The 22,822-nt window shown below is 54.9% G+C and carries 25 protein-coding genes and 1 pseudogene; 12 read left to right on the top strand and 14 right to left on the bottom strand.

Features of this window, described 5'->3' with window-relative positions; genetic code table 11:
* Nucleotides 1-3: 3 nt before the first annotated feature.
* The gene (arfB, locus tag CR155_RS09410; RefSeq protein WP_102069850.1) at nt 4-423 is read right to left on the bottom strand and encodes an alternative ribosome rescue aminoacyl-tRNA hydrolase ArfB; all 420 of its coding nucleotides are present in this window, start codon (nt 421-423) and stop codon (nt 4-6) included.
* Nucleotides 424-607: 184 nt separating this feature from the next.
* Nucleotides 608-838: a hypothetical protein gene (locus CR155_RS20670; RefSeq protein WP_143705193.1), complete on the bottom strand. Its 231-nt coding sequence runs from the start codon at nt 836-838 to the stop codon at nt 608-610.
* A 157-nt stretch (nt 839-995) separates the two neighbouring features.
* On the opposite strand from CR155_RS20670, the gene CR155_RS09405 reads away from it, so the two are divergent.
* The 4 genes from CR155_RS09405 (at nt 996) to CR155_RS09390 (ending at nt 4,982) form a co-directional block, all read left to right on the top strand.
* Nucleotides 996-1,235, top strand: coding sequence for a hypothetical protein (locus CR155_RS09405; protein ID WP_102069768.1), 240 nt, complete (start codon nt 996-998; stop codon nt 1,233-1,235).
* A 414-nt stretch (nt 1,236-1,649) separates the two neighbouring features.
* Entirely contained in the window at nt 1,650-2,111 is a 462-nt protein-coding gene (locus CR155_RS09400; protein ID WP_102069767.1) for a tripartite tricarboxylate transporter TctB family protein, read from the top strand.
* Nucleotides 2,112-2,125: 14 nt separating this feature from the next.
* Nucleotides 2,126-3,631 carry a tripartite tricarboxylate transporter permease gene (locus CR155_RS09395; RefSeq protein ID WP_102069766.1) on the top strand — a complete coding sequence of 502 codons (1,506 nt, stop codon included), beginning with the start codon at nt 2,126-2,128 and terminating at the stop codon, nt 3,629-3,631.
* A gap of 172 nt (nt 3,632-3,803) precedes the next feature.
* Entirely contained in the window at nt 3,804-4,982 is a 1,179-nt protein-coding gene (locus CR155_RS09390; RefSeq protein WP_102069765.1) for a zinc-dependent alcohol dehydrogenase, read from the top strand.
* On the opposite strand, the gene CR155_RS09385 is transcribed toward CR155_RS09390, so the two are convergent.
* The 4 genes and pseudogenes from CR155_RS09385 to glf form a co-directional block, all read right to left on the bottom strand.
* Nucleotides 4,979-5,437 (bottom strand): ATP-binding cassette domain-containing protein, encoded by a 459-nt coding sequence (locus CR155_RS09385; protein ID WP_439650426.1) that lies wholly within the window; start codon nt 5,435-5,437, stop codon nt 4,979-4,981. The two genes, CR155_RS09390 and CR155_RS09385, sit on opposite strands and share 4 nt — an antisense overlap.
* A 74-nt stretch (nt 5,438-5,511) precedes the next feature.
* Nucleotides 5,512-5,700 (bottom strand): annotated as a pseudogene (locus tag CR155_RS21465) (ATP-binding cassette domain-containing protein); the annotation flags it as partial.
* The gene (locus tag CR155_RS20765) at nt 5,643-5,810 is read right to left on the bottom strand and encodes a hypothetical protein (protein ID WP_158238253.1); all 168 of its coding nucleotides are present in this window, start codon (nt 5,808-5,810) and stop codon (nt 5,643-5,645) included. The gene CR155_RS20765 and the pseudogene CR155_RS21465, both read right to left, overlap by 58 nt.
* Nucleotides 5,811-5,838: 28 nt before the next feature.
* On the bottom strand, nt 5,839-8,052 hold the full coding sequence (gene glf / locus CR155_RS21365; protein WP_102069764.1) for a UDP-galactopyranose mutase: 2,214 nt from the start codon (nt 8,050-8,052) through the stop codon (nt 5,839-5,841).
* Between the two features lie 393 nt (nt 8,053-8,445).
* Here glf and CR155_RS09375 point away from each other — a divergent pair, with 393 nt between their 5' ends.
* Nucleotides 8,446-9,210: an OBAP family protein gene (locus CR155_RS09375; protein ID WP_199171717.1), complete on the top strand. Its 765-nt coding sequence runs from the start codon at nt 8,446-8,448 to the stop codon at nt 9,208-9,210.
* A 60-nt stretch (nt 9,211-9,270) separates the two neighbouring features.
* Here CR155_RS09375 and CR155_RS09370 read toward each other — a convergent pair whose 3' ends face one another.
* Together CR155_RS09370 and CR155_RS09365 are read right to left on the bottom strand one after the other, a co-directional pair.
* Nucleotides 9,271-10,419 carry a glycoside hydrolase family 1 protein gene (locus CR155_RS09370; protein WP_102069763.1) on the bottom strand — a complete coding sequence of 383 codons (1,149 nt, stop codon included), beginning with the start codon at nt 10,417-10,419 and terminating at the stop codon, nt 9,271-9,273.
* Nucleotides 10,420-10,493: 74 nt separating this feature from the next.
* Nucleotides 10,494-11,534, bottom strand: coding sequence for a glycosyltransferase (locus tag CR155_RS09365; protein WP_102069762.1), 1,041 nt, complete (start codon nt 11,532-11,534; stop codon nt 10,494-10,496).
* 135 nt (nt 11,535-11,669) lie between these two features.
* Here CR155_RS09365 and CR155_RS09360 point away from each other — a divergent pair, with 135 nt between their 5' ends.
* Entirely contained in the window at nt 11,670-12,008 is a 339-nt protein-coding gene (locus CR155_RS09360; protein ID WP_199171716.1) for a hypothetical protein, read from the top strand.
* Between the two features lie 77 nt (nt 12,009-12,085).
* Here the strand turns inward: CR155_RS09360 and CR155_RS09355 are convergent, their stop codons facing one another.
* Together CR155_RS09355 and CR155_RS09350 are read right to left on the bottom strand one after the other, a co-directional pair.
* A complete protein-coding gene (locus tag CR155_RS09355) occupies nt 12,086-12,295 on the bottom strand; it encodes a cold-shock protein (RefSeq protein WP_102069761.1) in 210 nt (69 codons plus the stop codon).
* A 188-nt stretch (nt 12,296-12,483) separates the two neighbouring features.
* The gene (locus CR155_RS09350) at nt 12,484-12,945 is read right to left on the bottom strand and encodes a DUF421 domain-containing protein (protein WP_102069760.1); all 462 of its coding nucleotides are present in this window, start codon (nt 12,943-12,945) and stop codon (nt 12,484-12,486) included.
* Between the two features lie 248 nt (nt 12,946-13,193).
* Here CR155_RS09350 and CR155_RS09345 point away from each other — a divergent pair, with 248 nt between their 5' ends.
* Nucleotides 13,194-14,495: an MFS transporter gene (locus tag CR155_RS09345; protein ID WP_102069759.1), complete on the top strand. Its 1,302-nt coding sequence runs from the start codon at nt 13,194-13,196 to the stop codon at nt 14,493-14,495.
* Here CR155_RS09345 and CR155_RS09340 read toward each other — a convergent pair.
* Nucleotides 14,492-15,139 carry a BON domain-containing protein gene (locus CR155_RS09340; protein WP_102069758.1) on the bottom strand — a complete coding sequence of 216 codons (648 nt, stop codon included), beginning with the start codon at nt 15,137-15,139 and terminating at the stop codon, nt 14,492-14,494. The two genes, CR155_RS09345 and CR155_RS09340, sit on opposite strands and share 4 nt — an antisense overlap.
* Nucleotides 15,140-15,351: 212 nt before the next feature.
* On the opposite strand from CR155_RS09340, the gene CR155_RS09335 reads away from it, so the two are divergent.
* Complete coding sequence (locus CR155_RS09335) at nt 15,352-16,389, top strand: zinc-dependent alcohol dehydrogenase family protein (RefSeq protein ID WP_102069848.1); 1,038 nt, start codon at nt 15,352-15,354, stop codon at nt 16,387-16,389.
* A 2-nt stretch (nt 16,390-16,391) separates the two neighbouring features.
* Here the strand turns inward: CR155_RS09335 and CR155_RS09330 are convergent, their stop codons facing one another.
* Nucleotides 16,392-17,396, bottom strand: a complete 1,005-nt coding sequence (locus CR155_RS09330) for a zinc-dependent alcohol dehydrogenase family protein (protein WP_102069847.1) — start codon at nt 17,394-17,396, stop codon at nt 16,392-16,394.
* A gap of 298 nt (nt 17,397-17,694) precedes the next feature.
* Between CR155_RS09330 and CR155_RS09325 the strand changes: the two genes are divergently transcribed.
* From CR155_RS09325 to CR155_RS09310, 4 genes are all read left to right on the top strand, one after another.
* Nucleotides 17,695-18,147 (top strand): Hsp20/alpha crystallin family protein, encoded by a 453-nt coding sequence (locus CR155_RS09325; RefSeq protein WP_102069757.1) that lies wholly within the window; start codon nt 17,695-17,697, stop codon nt 18,145-18,147.
* Between the two features lie 51 nt (nt 18,148-18,198).
* Complete coding sequence (locus tag CR155_RS09320; RefSeq protein ID WP_102069756.1) at nt 18,199-18,570, top strand: TraR/DksA family transcriptional regulator; 372 nt, start codon at nt 18,199-18,201, stop codon at nt 18,568-18,570.
* A gap of 9 nt (nt 18,571-18,579) precedes the next feature.
* The gene (locus CR155_RS09315; protein WP_102069755.1) at nt 18,580-19,053 is read left to right on the top strand and encodes a universal stress protein; all 474 of its coding nucleotides are present in this window, start codon (nt 18,580-18,582) and stop codon (nt 19,051-19,053) included.
* 148 nt (nt 19,054-19,201) lie between these two features.
* Nucleotides 19,202-20,110: an ion transporter gene (locus CR155_RS09310; protein ID WP_102069754.1), complete on the top strand. Its 909-nt coding sequence runs from the start codon at nt 19,202-19,204 to the stop codon at nt 20,108-20,110.
* 89 nt (nt 20,111-20,199) lie between these two features.
* Here CR155_RS09310 and CR155_RS09305 read toward each other — a convergent pair whose 3' ends face one another.
* Nucleotides 20,200-21,708 (bottom strand): ArnT family glycosyltransferase, encoded by a 1,509-nt coding sequence (locus CR155_RS09305; protein WP_102069753.1) that lies wholly within the window; start codon nt 21,706-21,708, stop codon nt 20,200-20,202.
* Nucleotides 21,692-22,747 carry a glycosyltransferase family 2 protein gene (locus CR155_RS09300; protein WP_102069752.1) on the bottom strand — a complete coding sequence of 352 codons (1,056 nt, stop codon included), beginning with the start codon at nt 22,745-22,747 and terminating at the stop codon, nt 21,692-21,694. Before CR155_RS09300 ends, CR155_RS09305 begins: the two co-directional genes overlap by 17 nt.
* Nucleotides 22,748-22,822: the final 75 nt, after the last annotated feature.

Raw genomic sequence — 22,822 nt, 5'->3', positions numbered from 1 at the left:
GCCTCAGTGAAAATCGTTGATTTTGGCGCGCATGCGTTTGACCTCGCCATGCAAGGTCTTGCGCTGGATGCGTCGGCGTTGTGATGACCTCGTCGGTCGGGTAGGTTTACGCGCTGCATCTTCGTGCAGAGCACCGCGTATCAGGGACAATAAACGTTCGATGGCATCGGCACGATTTTTTTCCTGACTGCGAAATGACTGTGCCTTGATAATGATCACCCCCTCCTTGGACAGGCGGCGATCGGAGAGGGCGCGCAATCTCATCTTGCTTTCATCTGGCAGGGAAGATCGGTCAATATCGAAGCGCAAATGGACCGCGCTCGAGACCTTGTTGACATTCTGTCCGCCAGACCCCTGTGCGCGAATCATGGTGAGCTCGATATCGCGTTCATCTATGTATATGTAGTCTTGTACAAGCAGCATCAGCATTGGTCACCGATATTCGCAAGAGTGCGTTGGTGGGCGTCGTTTCGGCGGGCTCTTACCAATAGACAATTCAGCATGATAGTCGACTTCCGCGTCGTCCACGGTTACCTGCTTGCTGTTTCCAACATACATTTGCCGCACGCCGAGTTGCGGCTAGCCTTTCCCAGCGGCAGGGAATGTTCTAGTTGTGTTTTTCTTGTTTTCCCGAGCGGTTATCCACAGGCGCGGATCCCGGGATTGCATTCCCCGGATCAATCGCCTCTTCGGGCTTTATTCCGGGTGGAATATTCACTTTGTTTGGCCACGCATTAGGGTCGGCGGGATGATTGCCCAACGTTCTGCGTTCACCTTCCTTCTGCTGATTTGTGGACGGCGCGGATGGGTCCTCAGGGGTTTCAGGTAGTTCTGACATTTGTTTCCTCGTGGTCTCGAGTGTGGTGATGGAGTCTCATATCCGTTGAATACCTGTTCTGGGCAGCAAACCGGATGCCTGCCACGTCATCGCCCCCGGCACGACATATGCTGGGAGACCTGCAAACTTGTTATTGACGCACTAAGAGGAGTCAACGATGCATATTGATCATATTGAGGGTATGAAGGCGCATGTGCCCAATGAACGGCCTGATATGCCACCATCAATTCCGCCGGATCGTCCCCCCGAGACCGAACCGCCGCGACCTGACGATGTCCCACCCCCTGGAAATCCGAACGATATTCCACCGGTCGAGCCGGATCGCGGGATCGAGTTGCCGCCGCGCGAAATACCACCCATCGAGGGGCGGCGCAGTCGCTCAGGGATGCTGGCGTAGTCCTCCGTAGAGAGAAACAGATCACCTGGAAATCAAAAGCCCGTCAGGGCTTTTTTTGCTGCTTACACCGGAATTCCTGCGGGCGTATACATCGCTTTGCATTTCGCGGCACGATGGAAATCCTTTGCACTGGCCAGACTCTTTCATTATCCTTTGGAATTGCTTTCATTTTGCTTTCAGTTAACCGCCGCGAGGTTACGGTTTTGCAACGATTTTGTAATAGGCAATGGGTGTTTAACGGGAAAACCCTGGGAAACCAAGGGGAAACCAGAATTTTTTTTCGGTGAGTGACGCTATTACCATTCCCCACTCACTATGTTCTTGCTTTCCTGTATTGCTGACTAGTGTTGTCTATTTGCCCGGTCGAATGTTCCGGGCGTTTCTTATCCCGACCAAGCAGGAGATTTCATCCCTATGCGGCTTCAAAACAAAGAGGACTTCTGGTCCGGAATCATGTTCATCGCGCTGGGCGTGGGATTTGCAGTCATGGCGACTGACTACTCGATGGGGACCGCTGCCCGCATGGGCCCCGGGTATTTTCCATTCTGGCTGGGCGTTTGCCTCGCAGTGCTGGGCATGGCCGTCATGCTCGGTTCAATGTCAAAAAAGGCAGAAGAAACCGAAGTCGAAAAATTCGACTGGAAAATCGTTTTCGTCGTGATCGGTTCGGTCGCGCTGTGCGGCAGCGTGCTGGATTTTCTGGGTGTCTATATCTCGGTTTTCCTGCTGGTGTTTCTCAGCAGCATGGCAAGCCACATCTTCAACTGGAAGGTCGCTGCGATCAATGGGATATTCATCGTCCTGTTCGTCTGGGGGGCATTCATCAAGGGTCTGGGTTTGATCTTCCCCTTGTGGCCCAGTTTTCTCGGCAACTAACGGAAATCTGAAAAATGGAACTCATTGAACATCTATCCCTGGGCTTTTCCGTCGCGCTCTCGTTCGAGAACCTGGCGTACTGCCTGCTGGGCTGCCTGTTGGGCACATTGATCGGCGTATTGCCGGGCATCGGCCCGGTGCCGACCATCGCCATGCTGCTGCCCATCACCTATGTCCTGCCGCCCGTGGCCGGCCTGATCATGCTGGCCGGTATTTATTACGGTGCCGCCTATGGCGGATCAACCACAGCAATTTTGGTTGCGCTGCCGGGGGAAACGGCGGCGGTCGTCACCGTGCTCGACGGCCACCAGATGGCGCGCAATGGACGCGCCGGGGCAGCCCTGGCCATTGCCGCGCTGGGTTCCTTCTTTGCCGGTTGCGTCGCCACGCTGGTGATCGCGGCCTTCGCGCCGCCCCTGGCTGAAGTCGCATTCAAGTTTGGCCCTGCGGAATACTTTTCGCTGATGGTATTGGGCCTGATCGGTGCGGTCGTGCTGGCGTCGGGTTCGCTGCCCAAGGCCATCTGCATGATATTGCTGGGCCTGTTGCTGGGTATGGTCGGCACCGACGTGAACTCGGGCGTTGCCCGCTACGACTTCGGTATCCCTGAATTGCAGGATGGCATCGACTTTGCCGTGGTCGCCATGGGGGTGTTCGGTTTCTCCGAAATCATGAACAACCTCGAGCTCAAGGACCAGCGGGTAGACCTGACCGGTAAAGTCGGCAGCCTTTATCCCAACAAGCAGGAGTTCAAGGAGTCCTGGCCGGCCGTCGTTCGCGGTACCGCCGTCGGTTGCGCACTGGGCATCCTGCCCGGCGGCGGCGCGGTGCTTTCGTCCTTTGCTTCCTACACCCTGGAAAAGAAGATCTCGAAGAATCCCGAGCGCTTCGGTAAAGGGCATCCCGCCGGTCTTGCCGGCCCGGAATCCGCCAACAACGCCGGTTCGCAAGCCTCCTTCATTCCGTTGCTGACACTGGGCATTCCAGGTAATGCGGTCACGGCGCTGATGATCGGCGCAATGACCATCCACAACATCCAGCCCGGTCCTCAGGTCATGACCAGCCATCCAGATCTGTTCTGGGGTTTGATCGTGTCGATGTGGCTCGGTAACCTGATGCTGGTGGTATTGAATCTGCCCTTGGTCGGTTTGTGGGTCAAGTTGCTCAACGTGCCGTACCGCATCCTGTTCCCGGCGATTCTGGTGTTCTGCACGATCGGTGTCTATTCGCTGAACTACAATGTCTTCGACATCTGGATGACCGCAGCCTTCGGTTTCGTCGGCTACGTCTGGAGCAAGCTCAAATGCGAGGGCGCGCCTTTGCTGCTGGGGCTGGTGCTGGGACCCATGATGGAGGAGAACTTCCGGCGGGCATTGCTGCTGGCCCGGGGCGACTACACCACCTTCGTGACCCGCCCGTTATCGATGTCCTTGCTGGCCGCCGCCGCTGTCCTGGTGGTGCTGGTGGCCCTTCCTTCCATACGGAAGAAACGTGCCGAGGCGTTTGTCGAAGAAGATTGACAGGCCGTTAGAAAACCTCGCTAGATCAACGGTAAAGCGCTCCAAAGCCCGGACATTTCGTCCGGTCTTTGGGGCATTTTAATGGCCGTTCCGGATACGTTCTTGACGAATCGATTTTCGGGCATATGGATTGCTCGGCCTGACGTCGCGAAATAACGTTACGGAGCGAATCATGAGAGCACTCAGATGGCATGGCAAACAGGACATCCGGTACGATACCGTTGCGGATCCCATTATTGAGCATCCTCGCGACGCAATTATCAAAGTATCGGCGTGTGCGATTTGTGGCTCCGATCTTCATTTGTTCGATGGCTTCATGCCAGGCATGAAATCCGGCGATATTGTCGGCCATGAATTCATGGGAGAGGTCGTTGAAGTGGGTAAAGAGAATCATGCGCTGAGAGTGGGTGAGCGGGTAGTCATACCATTCACGATTTTTTGCGGCGAGTGCGAACAATGCAAGCGCGGCAATTTTTCGGTGTGCGAACGTACCAATCGTAATAAAGATGCTGCAGCAAAAGTTTTTGGCCATACGACTGCTGGCCTCTTCGGCTATACACAACTTACAGGCGGGTATCCGGGGGGTCAGGCCGAATATGTCCGCGTGCCATTTGCCGATACGACCCATGTCAAGGTGCCTGACGGTCTGACTGATGAGCAGGTCCTGTTTCTCGGCGATATCCTTCCCACTGGCTGGCAGGCAGCGGTCCAATGCGATATCGAACCTACGGATACGGTAGCCATATGGGGAGCGGGCCCTGTAGGGCAAATGACGATACGCAGTGCGATATTGCTCGGTGCCAGGCAAGTCATTGCTATAGACCGGGTTCCGGAAAGGTTGGCGATGGCTCAGGCTGGCGGCGCGATCCCGCTCAACTTCGACGAGGAAAGCATCCTGGACCGCTTGAACGAGCTGACGGCAGGCAAGGGCCCGGAAAAATGCGTTGACGCGGTCGGCATGGAATCGCATGCCACGCGGTCGATAGATGCCGTCTATGATCGAGTAAAGCAAGCCGTCATGCTAGAGTCAGATCGTCCTCATGTCCTGCGGGAAATGATCTATGTATGCAGGCCCGGCGGTACGCTTTCCATACCCGGTGTTTATGGTGGCCTGGTCGACAAGATACCCTTTGGCGCTTCCATGAACAAGGGGCTAACCTGGCGCATGGGTCAGACGCACGTCAAAAGGTGGACTGACGACTTGTTGAACCGGATCGTTCAAGGCCAAATAGACCCATCCTTCGTCATAACGCATACCGTTGGCCTGGAGAAGGGGCCAGAAATGTACGAGACTTTCCGGGACAAGAAAGATGGCTGCATCAAAGTGGTGCTTAAACCTTCATTCAGCTAAAACTTGCGGGCGCTCGCCAACCCGGCACGTCTTCCCGGCGTACTGGGCCCACCAAGCGGTGTGCGAGGCGGAATGACCGCCTCCTGGCCCGTCTGTATTTGCCAGAGCGCGCTGTAGAGTCCATCCCGGCGACGCAGATCTGCCGGATTGCCATCTTGGACAATCCTTCCGGCGCTTAGCATAATGATACGGTCGAATCCGTCAAGCGTGGATAGGCGATGGGCGACAGCGATAACCGTCCTTCCTTCCATGAGACGTTGAAGTGCCCGATGGACGTCACGTTCGGATCGGCTGTCAAGCGCAGCAGTCGCCTCATCAAGAATCAGAATTGGTGCATCCTTGAGAAAGGCGCGTGCAATGCCCACGCGCTGGCGCTGTCCACCTGAGAGTGTGGCCCCCCGCTCGCCGACCACGGTTTCATAGCCATGCTCTTGCTTGCGTAGAACCCGTCGCAATGCGCATCTCGGGCAGCCGCACAGACTTCCTCGTCCGTCGCTTCTGGGCGCCCGTATCGGATATTCTCCATGATGGAACGTCGAAATAGGCTGATTTCCTGCGGTACGACAGCGATACCTCCGCGCAGGTGGTCCTGTGCAAAGTCTTCGACTGCGCGGCCGTCGATAAGAAGCCAACCTTCCTGGACGTCGTCCAGTCGCTGTATCAAGCCGACGAGCGTAGATTTTCCGCTTTCATGCCGTATTGGACGGCGACCCCGCATGCGCCTGCGCCGATGACCAGGCCGACCAGCACCCCGAAGTGCCAGGGCCGTGCTCGCACATAGACCAGCAGGAACGCCAAAGGGCTGTGTGCCTTTACGAGCGGCGTCATCGTCGAGACCTCGTGTTCCGTTATGCGATCACGCTGCCTCCACGATGGACTTGTATGGAAGCTGCTGTTTCGCATCGAGCTCGGCGATTCGAGCATAGACCGTGAGCGCCTGGGCCACGACTTGGTCCATGTTGTAGTAGCGGTAGGTCGCCAGCCTGCCCACGAACGTAACGCGCGGCGTGGCGTCACCGAGTCTCAGGTATTTGTGAAAGCGTTCGAAATTCTCCGGGCGAGGCACAGGATAATAGGGGTCCCCTTCGGCACAGGGGATCTCGTAGGTGATGCTGGTTTTTCGGTGTTGCTGTCCGGTGAGGTGCTTGTATTCAGTAATACGGGTATACGGCACGTCTTCTCCAGGAAAATTCACTACGCCAACCGGTTGAAACCTCTGCTGGCCCAGTGTCACGTGGCGGAATTCAAGTGACCGATAAGGCAGCCTGCCATATCGGTAGTCGAAAAACTCGTCGATGGGGCCGCAGTAGATCAGGTGATCGTAATTTATAGAGGTGCCGATATCGTTGAACCCCGTACCGGTGGCGACCGTAATGTTAGGATGACTCAGCATGTTTTCGAACATCCGGGTGTAGCCATGCAAGGGCATGCACTGGATACTGTCGGTGAAGTATCGATCGTCGAGCGATGTGCGCGTCGGTATACGTGCCGCCACCGACTTATTCAATTCAGACGGATCCAGCCCCCATTGCTTGCGCGTGTAGCCACGGAAAAACTTCTCGTACAGTTCACGTCCCACTGTGCTGACGACGATGTCCTCCGACGTCTTAATGTGGTCGAGACGTTCGGCTCGCGCGGCAAGGAACTGGACAGCGTCATCGGAAGTGAACTCGCGTCCGTACAGCATGCCCAGCGTCGTAAGGTTAATGGGCATAGGCACCAGCATCCCGTCGACCTGCGCCAGAACCCGATGCTCGTAGGGACGCCAACGGGTGAAGTCAGACAGATAGCGAAAGACCTTTTCCGAGTTGGTATGAAAAATGTGAGGGCCGTATTTGTGAACGAGCAAGCCGTCCTCGTTGTGGAAATCATAGGCGTTTCCACCAATATGCGGCCGTCGGTCAATCACCAACACGCGCTTATCGAGCCCTCGGGCAAGTCGCTCGGCCAGAACGCTACCGCCGAAGCCGGCTCCCACGATCAGGTAATCGTAGTCCGTTCGTCTCTTCGTTCCAGGAACGTCATATCGGGTCTGCGATCTCGACAGGCTTTTTTCCATAAGCCGCCGCATTTGCCACCATGTGCGGTCCCAAGACATTCCATCAAGAACCACGTCGGCCTCACGAAGAAGGCTTGGGCGGTCGCCAGTTTCTTGTAAAGCCTGCTGAATAGCCTCGGCGAAGCCGCGAGCCGTTCTTGCAATCCTCACTATCGGGCTGGCGCCATAGCTGCGCACCACATCGGTGATTGGCGTCGACACTACCGCCCGGCCTCCCGCCAGATATTCCGGCGTTTTCGTCGGACTAATGAATCGCGTCGACGCATTCAATGCGAACGGCATCAAGGCCACGTCCCATCCGGCCAGATAATGGGGTAGTGCGTCGTAGGTCTTGGCGCCCAGATAGTGGATGTTCGGCCGCGTAGGAAGGCTTGCCGGGTCAATTTTTACGACTGGCCCCACGAGCACCAGATGCCAGTCCGGCCGCAGTGCTGCCAATTTATCGATAAGGTCGATATCCAGCCGCTCATCCAGCACACCGTAGAAGCCCAAGCGCGGCGAAGGTATGCCTGCCTGGTCAGCTGGATCAGGCAGCGGCTCGCGCGCCTTGGCAAAATGCGCAATGTCGACACTGCTGGGAAAGGCATAAGCGTTGTCATGCAAAAGGCGTTTGGCTTCATACAGGCTGTGGCCGCCAGTAAAAAGGATATCTGCACGTTTCATCAGGCGTCGCTCCAGCTCGACTAACTGCAGAGGAGCATCACGAAAGGCAGAGAGTTCGTCCATGCAATCATAGATGACCAGGCGGGCACGCAAGTGCTGCGAGAAGGTGAGGCTCATCGGGGTGTAGTACCACAGTATTATGTCCTTGTCGGCGTCCGGGCCCAGGTGCAAGTCCAATAGTTCCCGCTGCGCTTGCTCAGGCCGCGCCTTTGCATCGTCGCCCAGTCGCGGCACCAGCACTCGAATACCTTTCGCGACATCGCGGATTTCGAGTCGCGAGTGCGCCTCATCGGTCCAAATAGGCTCTTCAACATATTGAACGTTGAACTCGTTTGCGAAACGAGACATTAGGTGTTGCGGACGTTGGTAGACAAAGTTCCAACGTAGATGGGAGAAGCATATAAGCGTCGGCTGTTTTCCAGCGTACGCCGGCCAGGAGCTAGAGCGCAACATGTTGGAAGCCTCTTATAAGGACTGCGAAGGCGGAGTGTATCGGTCCATGAATCTGGGAGGTGCATGGTGCGCAGATAGCAACTGACGTGCCGAACGAAGCATGTTGCGGTTTATTGGATGCACGTCAAATCGACGTAGTCCTAAGACTTCTTGGCGCACGAATTGCTGGTGTGCATCGACATGATGGCGTTCGTCCGCCGCCGCCGCGAGGGCGGCGTCTTTGACAGAAAAACGGAGGTGTACTGAATGAGGCACATCACATTACTGGCAAGCATGCGCGGCATGCTCATGACAGCTGCTGCAACGTTGGGCAGCTTTGCCATTTTCACGATGGTCGGGGCGCAAACCGCTGAGAGGGCCATCCCACCAGGCTCTGACAAGGCCACGAAGACAAAAATGCTTGAAGCAGGTGCCAAGATCTTGCAGGAAAGCCATCCCCTGAAATCCATGGACATGTACCTGGTAGGTTTTCATCCTATGAAGGACGAACCAGAGCATCAGATGGAGGCCCATCACTTTTGCAAACAGGTGAACCAGGATTTCGCGCAGTGTGTGCTTTTTGATGGGAATGAAGCGATATCCAATTTGAATGGTGTGGAATACATTATTTCGCAGAGTATGTTCGACGCCTTGCCAGACAAAGAAAAGCAATACTGGCACCCGCATAACGGAGAGATCCTGTCAGGACAACTGATTGCACCAGGTATACCTGCAGTCGCGGAAAAAGAGTTGATGAAGGACAAGATGAACAGTTATGGCAAGACCTGGCATTTTTGGCAAAGCGGCGCGTTCAACATGGCGGCGGACAAGCTTCCATTGGGCGAGCCCAGGCTGGCGTGGTCATTTAACCGCGATGGTGAAGCGATACAGGACATGATTCAGCAGCGCGACGAACGTCTCGGCGTCAGTACGAGCAGAACCAGAGAGCAGCGTAAAGACCTGGTCGAACTTGCCAAACCCCAAGCCGGTGTGGATGTATTGAAAGATGCTTTTTCGCGTTCTACGTCTGCTATTCCTGGAGTAACGGATCAGAGGCACAATGAGCACCCCTGATCCACTGCCGACGCTCCGGTGTAAACGTCCCGGGATCGCCGCTGCGCATTATGCGGGTATTTAATACGTCGACGAGGCCCAAGCAGTCTGAAACCGTTCCGCCTGTACCCGCAGCTCGGTTGCCAGCGGCTCGTAGACCGGACGATTGCCATGTTCGTCGGCAAAGCCCAGCAGGCCGGTCGGGCAGCGGCGATTATTTGCCCAACCGGGATAATCCGTGACAGGATACAGGCAGATACCCTCCACTGGCACACCACTATCCTTTGCGCTGGCGACTTCGTCGCATACATAACGCAGCCAGGGCACCCGATGTTCTGCTTCCGCCCCGGTTTCGGCAATGAAGATGGGTCTGCCGTATCGTTGCCAGTTTTCAGTGAGGATTTCCCGCAGTGGACGGTACAAGGGCTCGCCCCGCTTTATGCCAGCCCCATTGAGGACCCACTGGTTGTGCGGATAGTAATTGACGCCGATGATGTCCAGGTAGTCGGGCTGGCCGCCGAGTTCCGGCATCAACTCGCCTGCAATCATATCGAAGGCCTGATATTGCGCCAGACGTGCGTTCTCGGCATGAGCGCGCTGACGAGGTCCTTTGGGAAGTATATGGATAGCCGGGTCGACGCTCACAAATCGTGCGCGCGGGTCCACCGCCCTCATCGCTTCAATCGCGGCCACCGTCGCCCTGACCAGCTGCCGTTTCAATTCCATACCGCGTCGGCGTGCCAGGGGGCCTATCTTCGCCGTGTCGGCACCCGCCCACGCCCAGAATGAGATCTCGTTTACTGGGCAGTAGTAAGGAACGTCGTCGCACTCGTTGCGCACCAGTTTGGCTACGGCTCCCGCAAACCGCGCGAACCGGGTGACGAAGTCGGACGACCATATGTCTATATCATCGGGCCATCCGTAGTGACAAATGTCCCAGATAGGTTGCGCGCCCGCCGCCTTGGCGGCTCGTAGCTGGGGAAGGAAACTAGACCAGTCATACAGGCCAGGAGAATGTTCGATGAGATGCCACCGCAATCCATCGCGCACAGTGGCAATTCCATGTTGCAACATAGATTGATAGTCGCGTTCAGCGTGAATATCGTGACGAGTGCTGCGCAGCAGGTCGAGTCGGACACCATCGGTACGGCGATGTGTCGAGCACTCAAATCCACCCAAGAAGAAGCTCTGGAATAGAGGGGCCTTCCCATCAGTATCTGATCTTTGCATTGTGTTCCACTAATAGGCTGAGGCGCACGGCATCACATGCGACCGCTACTCGGTAACCGGAACCCTTCGGGCAACTAAGCGTGGGGAAATGCCTGGACTTCAGCAAGCAACATGCCTTCGGTAGGGCGTGGTGTGGCCCCGTCATCAACCTCGGTGACTTCAGCGATAACCGCCAGCCAGTCCTTGATGAACCGATCCATACCGAAACGATGAATGGCCGTCTGCCGTCCCGCTTCGCCCCAATTCCGTGCCATTTCGGGATCGGCGATAAGTTGCCGCATGACGTCGACGAGCAGTGCCTTGTCGTTGTGCACGTAGCCATTTACTCCATTCATAATGACGGTGGGTAATTCAGTCGCCGCTACCCCAACCACCGGGATGCCAAGCAACATGGCCTCAACCAGCGCAAGACCCAGACTCGTATACCTGATAGGGCTGAAGAAGAACCGATAGTTAGCCATGGTCGCTGCGACCGTCAGGTTCGGCACCTCGCCCAGGCCACCCATCTCTTCGCTCTGCATGCCAATCAGGTCCAGCGGCACTCGCTCCCGTGCCCACAGGAATAGATCGGCACCCATCCGTCGCCCCCGTTTCTGCAGGCCATTGATCACTGTAATGCCTGCCGGATGCATCCCGGTGTACATCACTGAGGAATTTACTGGGACGCCGTGTTCTACCACTCTCGTCCGCATGCTGCCAGCATCCCAGTTCAGCTGGTTATAGTGCGTTACGTGCACCAGCGTTCCTCGCTCATGGTGGAACCAGTGCTGGGTATCCACAGGAAACGGCCTGGGCGGATCGTGTTCAATATAGATGGAAGGAAGAGCCCGCTGCGCTGGCGTCAGCAGCTCGCGGCTGTCATCCTCGTAGGCGGACTTGGATTGATAGATGATGCAGTCGAATGAATGATGCCCAATATCTTCGGGCTTGATCTGAACCACATTGGCCCCCCACGGTATTTTGCTTCCCAGCGGGGCATAGCCTGCACGGCCGTCTGCCCGGACCGGAATGAAAAACTCATGAGGAACCTGCGTCAGTGCATAGAGGTAGTTTCCATGGACGTGCCAGGTCAGTATTCGAAGCTTGCGACGTGATTTGATAGTGGCCTGGCCCATTCATTCCTCCAGCTCTGAGTTCTTTCAGACCTGGCGATGAGCAAATACCATACCGGATGACGAACCGGTATGGCATGTGACTTGCTAGCCCTCCCAAGTTGGCCTGCGCCAGCATCTGATTCAAGGAGCATCGTTATGGCTGAAACCAGCATTGACCGAAAGACGATAGAAGAGTGGGTCGCCAAATTCAAAGGCAAGCCTGCGGCGGTCAAGAAAACTCATGGGGAAAACGCGATCGGGACACTTCGTATCATGTTTCCCGTCGCCCCAAATTCCGAACATGATGACCTCGTGGAGATATCGTGGGATGAATTTTTCAAGGAATTCGAGGCAAAAAAACTGGCGCTATTATATGAGTCGGACAGCATGTTCAATAAATTGGTTGACCGTGATACATCGCTTAGGCAGAAAGGCGCGGGCTCCGTAACGTCCGACCATAATTGGCCTCCTGGGAAATTTTCCAAAGATGAGTGACGATGAAAAAATAGTCGAAGTCGTATCCATGACATTATATTGGGGCCCAGGTGTTTGCCTGGGCTTGCCGCTATGGTTCAGATCACTTGAATGGATTTTGCCTGCGGTCCCTTGGGGCCTTCGGCCGGTTCGTAAGAAACCTTTTGGTTTTCCTCGAGCGATTTGTAACCTGTTCCCAGGATGTCGGAATGATGGGCGAACAGGTCCTTACCACCGTTTTCCGGGGTAATAAAGCCGAAACCTTTCTCGTTGTTGAACCACTTGACGGTGCCAATTTGTGTTTGCATCTTTACGTCCTTGAAAGTAAAAGGGTACATGCCGTTCAGAATGCCGGGTGTACAGTCGAATATGGTGGTCCAATCCTTTTCGAGGCGCTATTAATCATTAGTAGGATAGACCACGTTACGAAAATCAAGTAGGAATAAACGGCGCCAGTCAACCGCGTCGTTCCATTTTTGCCGCGGTTACGTGCTTGTCATTTCTTTTTTAGAATGGCTATGACGCCGTTGGCTTCAAGAACGGCGTACTCCATGTCTTCAAGCTTGCAGTCCGCTTCACGCAGGGCGCTTTCCAGTTCGCTGTTGCCGATACGCTGTGCTTTTATAACGCTTTCGAACCATCTGCCTTTGCGCCCAAGCAGCACAGGGGATCCCTCTAGCAGTCGTTCAACCTTTAGACTTCGTGACGCGATCAGCGCGACGCCCATGTTCAGGGCAAGGAGCGTTGCCACCGAAATGAGGCCTCCCGGAATCGACCCGTCGGTACCGGTCAAAGATCCGGACGCCGCTTCGCTCAGCAGCAGCACGACCAGCAAATCGAAAGGTGTGTACTGCGAAATCGTTCGTTTCCCTGAAATTCGGACCATCAGCAGTAAGGCCGAATAGACGAGCGCGGCTCGTACGATGAATTCCCACCAAGGCATCTGCATGTCGAACATGGCCACTCTCACAAATAGTAGTAATCCGAATTCATTGAATGAGTTCTGTCCACAGGGTAAGTTGTTCGCCCGCTCCCATGAAAGCAATGTGTGTGCCTAAGCCAACAGCGCGAGCGTCGAACCACATGTACCGGTTTTAAGATGGAGGATCGCGTACTATTCCAGCGGGCACTTTCGAAACGTGACTGCCGAGATCCCCGTACGTATCGAGAATGGAACGCATATGTAGTAGTGAGAGACACGCAATCATGGCTGATAGTCACGTAGACGTATTGGGAAAACCCGCCAGGCCTTCGCACGGAACAGAAGACAACCCCCGCGGGCTCATCGTGGCGCTCGGTATCGGGCAGGTATGTGCGTGGGGATCGCTGTACTACAGCTTTCCTTTGATCGCGGAGGCGATGATGGCCGAGCTCGGCTGGTCGCGAACCGATGTCTATGGCGCGGCCACGATAGGCTTGGTCTTCGCAGGCTTCCTTGCCTATCCGGTCGGTGTCGCTGTCGACAAAGGGCATGGCAGGGCGCTTATGACCGGAACATCGCTCCTGGCTGGGCTCCTGCTGGCCGTCTGGTCACAGGTAGATAGTCTATTGGGTTTCTATCTGGTTATTGCAGGCATCGGAGCTTTACAGGCGGCGGCGTTATACGAACCGGCGTTCGCGGTGATTGCCCGACGGGTCGGGCCAACTAGGGCTCGATCCGGCATTACCGCGATAACGCTATGGGGAGGTTTCGCCAGCACCGTATTTATTCCCCTCGTGCAATTCTTGCTGGACCGTTGGGGGTGGCGTGAGGCGCTGCTCGTGCTGGCGCTGGTGAACGGGCTGGTATGCGCCGCGGCGTATTTTTGCTTCATCCGGCCGGAGAAGGACGCTCTGCATTCCGCGCATACGGCGCATGAGACAGCATTGACCACCGACGGGCAGGAGGTCAGGGCCGTGTTTCACAGGCCGGTGTTCTGGTTACTGATGCTCGCGCTTACTGCTTATGCAGGGGCCTTCACGGCCTTTACTTTCCATATGTATCCCTTGCTGCTCGAAGGGGGACTGTCTACCGCCAATGTGGTCTGGGCCATCGCCACTATCGGACCCGCGCAGGTAGCCGGTCGGATCCTGATCAGTATTTTCGGCTCGAGAATGTCCATGCGGCGCATTGGAACCTTCGTGGTTGCTGTGTTCCCTGTGGTGTTTGTTGTTCTGGCGCTAGCGCCGTCGAGCATGTGGGTAGTCGTGGCCGTGTGTGTCGTCTATGGCGCCGGCAATGGGATCTTTACCATCGTGCGCGGATTGGTGGTGCCGGAGATGCTTAGTCGTCGCGCTTATGGCGCGATCAATGGCTTGCTGACTTTTCCAAGCACCTTGGCCAGGGCCTTGGCACCGCTAGCCGCCGCACTGTTGTGGTCCAGCACCATGTCGTATGGCGTGGTGGTGTGGTCTATTGCTGCATGCGCGGGGCTTTTGACACTCAGTTTCTGGCTGGCAGCCTGGACCAGCCATTCCTCGACACGGCGTCAAGTGGAAGTGGTTCTATCGGAGAACAAGAGATATTAAGCAACGATCAGGTTATCTGTAACCGAAATCACCCCAGGGACTGCCCAGGCAGCACGCTTGGCCGCTTCCCGTTCATGCCAGCTATTTACACGACCATCGAGCTCTACCTTGTTTCCGTCCACGCGAACCTGGATACCTTTGACCTCGACCTCGGCACTACGTTTGAGCGCCGTTTCAATGCTGTTCTTGATGTCGGCCGCATTGACCTTGGGCGTAACGTCGATCAGATTCGTAATGCCCGTTACTCCCGACAACTTGCGGACGGCGTTCGCAGCGCTTAACCTTTGGAAGTGCCAGTCCACTTTTCCTGAAAGCGTGACCCAGCCCTTTTCCACCTTTACCTGGATGGTTCCGTCAGGAATTGTAGTGTCCCAGGCCAATATATCTAAAGCACGTCCGGCGATTTGATCATCTGCGGTCCGCTTCGCGGAAGAAAAACGTACTTCGATTTCTTGTGCAACGCCGCGTACTCCTTTGACACGTTGCGTGGCACGTTCGGCAATGACCTTCTCGGCAAAGCTGGCGACGTGGCCCGAAAGAGTGACTATGCCATCCTCGACCGCTACCCCGACATTGGCAGCGTCGATGCTGGGTTCGAAGCTGAGTTCATCAATAATGTGTTGGCGGAGTTCTTCGTCTTTCATAACACCCTCTATTGAAAAATAACCGGATGATCGAAGTGGTGATGCACTAAAGACTACGAAACTATTTTGTACCAATGGAGGCTTGCGATATTGATTCCGGTCAACCATGTTTTGGATAGCAAGGCGGATGATGACAGCATCCAGACACCCCATCAAATTTTACGTCAACTGAATCCAATATCAAGGAGCTTATTATGGCCCACCCATCCACCATGAACGCACTTGTTTATCTTGATCCCGGAAAAATCGCCTGGAAAGAAGTTCCAAGACCAACCGTCCTGGAACCGACTGATGCGCTCGTCAAAATCACCAAGACCACAATCTGCGGCACAGATCTTCATATCCTGAAAGGAGACGTGCCGGCCGTAACCCCCGGCAGGATACTCGGCCACGAGGGGGTGGGAATCATTGAAGAAGTCGGCAGTGCTGTACGATCCTTCAAGCAAGGCGACCATGTTTTGATTTCATGTATTACTTCATGTGGAAAGTGCGAGTATTGCAAAAAACAGCTGTACGCCCACTGCGAAGATGGGGGTTGGAAACTGGGTCATCTGATCGACGGCACCCAGGCCGAGTATGTGCGGATTCCGCATGCTGACAACAGCCTCTACGCGATACCTCCCGGAGCCGACGAAGAGGCTTTAGTCATGCTCAGCGATATTTTTCCCACTGGATTCGAGATCGGCGTGCTTTATGGGGCAGTCAAACCCGGCGACGTAGTGGCTATTGTTGGCGCCGGGCCGGTAGGAATGGCGTCGTTGCTGACAGCGAAGTTTTTTTCTCCGAGCAAGATAATAATGATCGATCTTGATCGATCACGTCTGGACTTAGCCGAAAAACTTGGTGCAACACACGTAATCGACAGTTCCGGCGGCGATGTCGTACAGAAGGTCCTCGATCAGACGAAAGACGGCGTCGACGTTGCCATTGAGGCGGTAGGAATACCGCAAACTTTCGATATTTGCCAGCATATTGTTAGGCCGGGTGGCCACATTGCCAATGTTGGCGTTCATGGGAAAAGCGTGAACTTCGAGCTTCAAAAGCTCTGGATTCGCAACATAACCGTAACGACCGGCTTGGTCAACACCAACACAACTCCAATGTTGATCAAGACCGTTGAGTCAAATAAACTGACACCGCTGGATTTGATCACGCACCGATATACCTTCGATCAGTTCATGGAGGCCTATGCTGTGTTTGGCAACGCAGCAGTGGAAAATGCACTGAAAGTAATCATCAGCCGCACATGACGCTAAAAGTCCGGAACGAGTTTCAACACCGCGGCGCCCTGTAGGGCACCCGAACGCAGGTATTCGATGGCATCATTGGCTCGTTCCAGCGGAAAGGACGTGACGACCGATTGTATTGTGAATTTCTCTGCACACTCCAGAAATTCAATTCCGTCGTCACGGGTCAGGTTTGCGACCGAGCGGATCACCCGTTCCCCCCATAGGTCAGCATAGGGAAAGGCTGGAATATCGCTCATATGTATGCCAGCGCATATCACGCAACCTCCCTTGTCCAGGTGACGTAATGCCAGGGGGACCAGCTCACCGCTAGGGGCGAAAAGTATCGCGGCATCAAGTCTGGTTGGTGGCGATTGGTTGCTACCACCGGCCCAAGTCGCCCCGAGCCGCATTGCAAACTGCTGGCTATCAGTATCTCCGGGACGCGTAAAGGCAAAAAAAGGCCGCTCCTGGGCCCTCAATACCTGGGAAATAAGGTGAGCGGCAGCGCCGAATCCGTATAGACCGATGCGTTGTGCATCGTCCGCGAAACGAAGTGCGCGATAGCCGATCAGACCGGCGCACAAAAGCGGCGCCAGCTGGGCTGATGACTGCTGAGCGGGAAGGTCTTTCAACGTGAAACAGTAGCGTGCATCGGCAACCGTGTACTCCGCAAAGCCACCGTTTATGTGATAGCCGGTAAAGCGCGCTGATTCGCAAAGGTTCTCTTTGTTCTTCAGGCAGAACTGGCATTTGCCGCAAGTCCAGCCCAGCCACGGTACGCCCACCCGTTCATTCAGTGAAAAACCCTCGACACCCTTTCCAATAGCGGTAATTTTGCCAACGATTTCATGGCCCGGCACAATGGGGAGACACGGGTCGGGCAGCTCTCCATCTACAAGGTGCAGATCCGTTCGGCAAACGCCGCAGGCTTCAATCTGGATCTGCAATTGTCCAGGGCTGGCCACGGGGCGTGGCAACCGTGCCAGCTGAAGTGGCGCACCGGGGCGAGCGAGGAGCATCGCCCGCATGGTAGGAGAGGCCATTGACCCCATCGCATTTTTTCCTTATGTTCGGGCATGACTTGAATGCGAACGATAAAATGCATTATATAACCGTCGACCTTCCTGAAGTCCGTTCACCAACGCACCCGACGATACAAATTCTGGTTGGAAATCGCTCCGAAACTTGATGTTAATCATCCAAGGTGATAATCGAAGGCGTATTATGAAATTGTGCGCACTTAAAAGCAGTGCGCGCCTGTCGCTCTAGCTCGCTCCATTGGCATTGACCGCGAGCATCAAAATAACTTTTTCTACGAGGTTATTCATGGCTAACAATCTAATGCAGTTCGACCCTTTCAGTGAAATTGCCAATTTGTCGCCTATGCGAGGTTTGGATGATTTGTTCAAGGATTTTCGGCTAAGGCCCATGATGGGCCATTTGGATGCCGAGCCGCGCATCAAGATGGATGTCTCTGAAACAGAGCAGGGCTACACCATAAAAGCTGAAATACCTGGCGTCAAAAAAGAAGATGTGAAAGTGGCTGTCGAAGGCAACCAAGTCACCATCGCCGCCGAAACCAAGCGCGAGACCGAAGAAAAGGAGGGCGAGACAGTCGTGCGTCGCGAGCGCTACATGGGTCATCAATCGCGCAGCTTTACGCTGGCGCATGAGATCGACGACTCAAAAGCGGTGGCCAAATACCAGGACGGCATACTGGAACTCTCGTTGCCCAAGAAACCAAGCAGCGGCGGCCGAAAAGTGCTTCCAATCAGCTAAGCGCTTTGGCATTTTTCCACTTTCTTAATTCTTGAATGAGTGTATGCATCGATGAAGCATCTCTCCAGCAGTGCCGTTCAATCACTACATAGGCAGCTTGTTGAAATGCGGGCCCGGCTACTCGAGGAAATCCGCATTGCCCATGCAGACATCGAGTCCGTGCACGAGTCTCTGGAAGGTGAAAGCAGAGGTGGCTCGGATGCGTCGGAGCTTAGTCGGCTAGAGGCGCTTCGTCGCTCTGAAATAGCAATCGATGAAAGTAAACTTAACGCCATCGACGAGGCGGAGCGCCGGATGAACGAAGGCAACTATGGGGTCTGTATGGCTTGCGGAAAAGCCATCGCCCCAGATCGTCTGCTTGCTCTTCCCACCGCTGTTCGATGTACCGATTGTGAACAAGCTCCCATGTCACAGCGAGGTTAAAGGGTTCATATGTACAAAAAGATCATGGTGGCTGTGGATGGTAGCTCGATGGCCATGCTGGCACTTGACGAAGCTGTGAAGCTGGCAAAAAGCCAAGGGGCGGAGCTAACATTGGTTTATGTGATTGAGTATCCGCACGTCTATGTATCCGACCTCGGTTATGACCCGCTGCCGGTTACAGAGGCACTTGTAGTTGAAGGCAGGCGCGTGCTCGACAAGGCCGAAAGTCTGGTGGCAAGCCAGGATATTGCATTCCGATCGCTTCTGGTCGATAACCGCACAAGCACCGATTCCATTGCCGAACAGTTGCGAAAGGTTGCTGATGAACAGCAAGCAGACCTAGTCGTCCTTGGGACCCATGGTAGAGGTGGATTTAAACGTCTATTACTGGGAAGTGTGGCAGAGGGTTTCCTCCGGCTTTCCACACATCCGATACTCTTGGTTCCCGGAAAGCACGATATCGACCAGCACGCGAATGCATAGTATCGTGTTCGGACCCAGGTGTTGACTGACACCCTACCTATCCAGCAACGCCAGGCATCTTGACCCAACCCTTCATAGTGTTCCGGTTAGTGACAGCCAAGAAGCCTTTGGCGATACGCAAGGCGATCTAGAAAGTGCGGACCGGGATATGAAGACTCACCTACCAAAGCGCAGACGGTCCTCGATACCAGCCAAGTCGGATGGTGCTGCTTACTATGGCAGACCGGAATCCCGCTGGCGCGACCGCTTGTTTGTGATCATTTTTGAAGCCGATACGCGAACCGGCCGTTGGTTCGATTTCTCGCTGATTGCAGCCATATTATTAAGTGTGACGATAGTGATGCTTGATAGCGTTGCGTCCATAAACAATCGTCATGGCGCTACTTTGCGGGCTCTTGAGTGGTTTTTCACCGTGGTTTTCACGATCGAATATATCGCTCGCCTGGTCTGCGTGAAATATCCGCTGAGATATGCGAAGAGCTTCTATGGGATAGTCGACCTATTGGCTATCCTGCCAAGTTACGCTGCATTCTTTATCCCGGAATTGCATGCGCTCTTCGATCTACGTTTGTTGCGACTGCTGCGAATCTTTCGGCTTTTGAAGCTCGCTTCCTACGTAGACGAATATTCGATGCTGGCGAGCGCATTATTGGCCAGCAAACGAAAGATCATCATTTTTCTTTCGGTCGTAGCCATTATTGTGATTGTTAATGGAACCGTTCTTTATGTTATAGAAGGCGGCCCGGGTTCGGACTTCAGCAGCATTCCTGCTTCGGTTTATTTTGCCATCACAGCTGTGACCACCGTGGGTTTTGGAGATATAACGCCACAGACTGATTTGGGCAGAGCAATCACCTCAATTAGCATGCTGGTCGGTTGGAGCATCCTGGCGGTCCCCACCGGGATCATCAGCGCAGAGATGACCAGTCAACGATTTCTTGCCCGGCCAAATACTCGCACATGTCCGGAATGCCTTGCAACAGGATTGGGCGAAACGGCAAAGTTTTGTCAAAATTGTGGCGCGAAACTACCCCCATACGTTCAGGACATCACGTAGGCCTTGGCACAATCCACATGTCGAGCCAGCAGCTGCTCATGCATTGCGCCAGCGCGCCTGGGGTATCGCGATCCACGACGGCGTGCGTACTATCCAGTTGCGGGCATCTTGACAAGGAAGTATCGTTTGTTGGCAAAAATGGGGATAGCAGGCTTGTCGGTAATTTGCGCAATTGCCTTCTGCTGGTCCTTGGGTATCGCCAAGTAGAAAGACATTCCACAATCGACGGCCTGCCGGAGCTCATCCGGCTCGATTCCCTTAACACGTCCTGCTGAGTAGAACTGCGCCGAAAACGGCGGCGTCGATAGATAAAACAGCGGTATGTTTAGCGCGCTGTCCTGGTGGACATAACGCACGAGGGTTCGTTCTGTATTTCGTACATCAGGGTTGGTCCAGAAATAAATACTCAATACCAGGCCTACCACCGGAACAACAATCGCGCTCGCCAGTAATTTTTCCATTGAGATACTGAATTGCCTTCCCACCTGCTCGATGAGAATCCCGGCAAGCACGCTGAACGCGGCCAGTGACGGTAGTAAATAAGTCCATAGAATATTGGCGGAAAACGTAAAGAACAAGGGTGTGATCAAGGCACTTGCCAGCCAATAGCTGAAGAGAGGATCTTCACCGACAACGCGCAAGGACATACGCAAGCGGGAACTCCGTAGTGCGCCGCACATCGCTGCCAACACCAACGCACCCCAAGGAAATGAAGCCTGCAGCCAGTAGATCCATATCGTTCCATATACCCGCCGGTGGGCCGACCCGTATAGATCGCCGGCCCAGCCCGGATCCAGGAAGCGCCGAAAGTGTTCGCCCACGATGAAATAGTCCAGGAAGCCAGGTGTCTTGATCTCCGCCAGGATATACCAGGGCGCGCTTAACGCGGCCACTAAGAGCACGCCCTTGCCCCACGGTAGCGATGCGGCCGTGGCCGTTTTCCGGTTCAGAACCAACCATAGCAATACGGGCGCGCCACTTAATACAATAGCCAGGGGGCCCTTTGCCAGAAGACCAACGGCCAAGCCTAAGAAAAACCCATATGGCCACCACCCAGGCTTGTGCTTATGCTTCGCACCGGTGCATTGCCCGTTTGGTTCGCCTCCTGGCTGAGTTGAAGAGTGACTGCCGTGTTGCGCGACCACGGCAAAGGACACCAGTGACAAGGTAGTGCCAAGCGCCAGGAAGGGGTCGGTGAGTACGGCGCCCGAACTGATGTAGGGTAAAGCGCAACTACTGTAGACGATGGCCGTCCATAGCGCGACGCGTGGTCCCCGCAACGATTTAAGTCCGGTCAGGAATATGATAGTGGTGAGCAGCAGGCATATCCATGAAGGCAGCCGCCCCGCGAATTCAGTAAAGCCGAAGGCCTTCATCGACAGGGCCTGTGCCCAAAACGAAAGAGGGGGCTTACCCCAGAACGGCACCCCTGGACTAAACCAGGGCGTTATCCAATCGCCCGACTGTGCCATCATGCGAGCCGTTTCGGCATAGCGCGGCTCGCTTGTGTCATAGAATGGAATGACTGCCATCGAGATGAGCGGCAACAGCAACAACGCCGCCAAAGCGCCCCACGCGGTCTTACTTGAACCGGACATAGGTCTCTTTTCCAACCGACATGAAAGTAGTATGCGGTGCCGCTTCAGTTTCATTAACTGATTTTCCGCATCTCATCACATCCCGCAACAAGTACACAGGTCGTTGCTTCGTTTCGTAATAGGTCTTGCCGATGTACTCGCCAAGCAGGCCGATCGATAGCAATTGCACACCGCCAAGTATCGTGATCATGGAGATAAGCGAAGGATAGCCTTGCACGGGATCGCCTAGGAAAAGCGCCTTGGCGACAATCCACAGGGTGAACAGGATGCCGAATAACGCGGTCAATAAACCAACCCCCATGGCCAGACGTAGCGGAGCTGTCGAGAAAGAGGTAATACCTTCGAAGGCAAGATTGAAAAGGCTCAGGTAATCCCACTTAGTGGCGCCTGCGGCCCGAGGCATGCGATCGTACTCAATGATGGAGGTGGGCAAGCCTATCCAGGCAAACAAGCCCTTCATGTAGCGATTCCGCTCGTTCAATTGTTTCATCGCTTCGACAGCCTTGCGGCTGAGCAGGCGAAAGTCGCCGGTATCGACCGGTATGTCTACATCGCTGATCGCGTTGAGCACCCGATAGAAGCGCCGAGCACTGTACCGCTTGAACCAGCTTTCTCCAGCTCGCGAACGGCGGCGCATGCATACCACATCCACGCCGGCTTTCCAGGCTTGAAGCATTTCCGGAATCAGTTCCGGAGGGTCCTGCAGATCGGCATCCATGATGATGACCGCATTACCTGTGGCATGGTCCAGACCTGCCGTGAGTGCGGCTTCTTTCCCGAAATTTCTGCTCAAAAATACGGCGATCACGCTTGGGTCTGCCGCGGCCAGCCGGTTCATCATGATGGGCGTGCCGTCACGGCTGCCATCATCGACGAGGACGAGCTCATACGGGATAGCCAGGATGGCAAGTACAGCGGTCACACGCTCATACATTGCCGTGATCACCTCATGCTCGTTATAGAGCGGGATCACGATTGATAACTCGACCTTGCGATTCCTTCGAAACTCAAGGTGCCGGCTTTCGACTAAAGCGTTCATGGAACATCGCCTGAAATGAAGAATTGAGTGATTTGGTTCGTGAGCGACGCCGCGGGCCATTTGCACTCGCCGTGA

The organism is Pollutimonas nitritireducens (assembly GCF_002849615.1).
GTDB lineage: Bacteria > Pseudomonadota > Gammaproteobacteria > Burkholderiales > Burkholderiaceae_B > Pollutimonas > Pollutimonas nitritireducens.
The sequence above is the reverse complement of the archived record's forward strand: the minus strand, read 5'-3'. Positions and strand labels throughout refer to the sequence as shown.

What these genes read in the sequence shown, in the direction of transcription:
- arfB (WP_102069850.1), bottom strand. Translation starts at nt 423, where the DNA reads ATGCTGCTTGTACAAGACTACATATACATAGATGAACGCGATATCGAG.
- CR155_RS20670 (WP_143705193.1), bottom strand. Translation starts at nt 838, where the DNA reads ATGTCAGAACTACCTGAAACCCCTGAGGACCCATCCGCGCCGTCCACA.
- CR155_RS09405 (WP_102069768.1), top strand. Translation starts at nt 996, where the DNA reads ATGCATATTGATCATATTGAGGGTATGAAGGCGCATGTGCCCAATGAA.
- CR155_RS09400 (WP_102069767.1), top strand. Translation starts at nt 1,650, where the DNA reads ATGCGGCTTCAAAACAAAGAGGACTTCTGGTCCGGAATCATGTTCATC.
- CR155_RS09395 (WP_102069766.1), top strand. Translation starts at nt 2,126, where the DNA reads ATGGAACTCATTGAACATCTATCCCTGGGCTTTTCCGTCGCGCTCTCG.
- CR155_RS09390 (WP_102069765.1), top strand. Translation starts at nt 3,804, where the DNA reads ATGAGAGCACTCAGATGGCATGGCAAACAGGACATCCGGTACGATACC.
- CR155_RS20765 (WP_158238253.1), bottom strand. Translation starts at nt 5,810, where the DNA reads ATGACGCCGCTCGTAAAGGCACACAGCCCTTTGGCGTTCCTGCTGGTC.
- glf (WP_102069764.1), bottom strand. Translation starts at nt 8,052, where the DNA reads ATGTCTCGTTTCGCAAACGAGTTCAACGTTCAATATGTTGAAGAGCCT.
- CR155_RS09375 (WP_199171717.1), top strand. Translation starts at nt 8,446, where the DNA reads ATGACAGCTGCTGCAACGTTGGGCAGCTTTGCCATTTTCACGATGGTC.
- CR155_RS09370 (WP_102069763.1), bottom strand. Translation starts at nt 10,419, where the DNA reads ATGCAAAGATCAGATACTGATGGGAAGGCCCCTCTATTCCAGAGCTTC.
- CR155_RS09365 (WP_102069762.1), bottom strand. Translation starts at nt 11,534, where the DNA reads ATGGGCCAGGCCACTATCAAATCACGTCGCAAGCTTCGAATACTGACC.
- CR155_RS09360 (WP_199171716.1), top strand. Translation starts at nt 11,670, where the DNA reads ATGGCTGAAACCAGCATTGACCGAAAGACGATAGAAGAGTGGGTCGCC.
- CR155_RS09355 (WP_102069761.1), bottom strand. Translation starts at nt 12,295, where the DNA reads ATGCAAACACAAATTGGCACCGTCAAGTGGTTCAACAACGAGAAAGGT.
- CR155_RS09350 (WP_102069760.1), bottom strand. Translation starts at nt 12,945, where the DNA reads ATGTTCGACATGCAGATGCCTTGGTGGGAATTCATCGTACGAGCCGCG.
- CR155_RS09345 (WP_102069759.1), top strand. Translation starts at nt 13,194, where the DNA reads ATGGCTGATAGTCACGTAGACGTATTGGGAAAACCCGCCAGGCCTTCG.
- CR155_RS09340 (WP_102069758.1), bottom strand. Translation starts at nt 15,139, where the DNA reads ATGAAAGACGAAGAACTCCGCCAACACATTATTGATGAACTCAGCTTC.
- CR155_RS09335 (WP_102069848.1), top strand. Translation starts at nt 15,352, where the DNA reads ATGAACGCACTTGTTTATCTTGATCCCGGAAAAATCGCCTGGAAAGAA.
- CR155_RS09330 (WP_102069847.1), bottom strand. Translation starts at nt 17,396, where the DNA reads ATGCGGGCGATGCTCCTCGCTCGCCCCGGTGCGCCACTTCAGCTGGCA.
- CR155_RS09325 (WP_102069757.1), top strand. Translation starts at nt 17,695, where the DNA reads ATGGCTAACAATCTAATGCAGTTCGACCCTTTCAGTGAAATTGCCAAT.
- CR155_RS09320 (WP_102069756.1), top strand. Translation starts at nt 18,199, where the DNA reads ATGAAGCATCTCTCCAGCAGTGCCGTTCAATCACTACATAGGCAGCTT.
- CR155_RS09315 (WP_102069755.1), top strand. Translation starts at nt 18,580, where the DNA reads ATGTACAAAAAGATCATGGTGGCTGTGGATGGTAGCTCGATGGCCATG.
- CR155_RS09310 (WP_102069754.1), top strand. Translation starts at nt 19,202, where the DNA reads ATGAAGACTCACCTACCAAAGCGCAGACGGTCCTCGATACCAGCCAAG.
- CR155_RS09305 (WP_102069753.1), bottom strand. Translation starts at nt 21,708, where the DNA reads ATGTCCGGTTCAAGTAAGACCGCGTGGGGCGCTTTGGCGGCGTTGTTG.
- CR155_RS09300 (WP_102069752.1), bottom strand. Translation starts at nt 22,747, where the DNA reads ATGAACGCTTTAGTCGAAAGCCGGCACCTTGAGTTTCGAAGGAATCGC.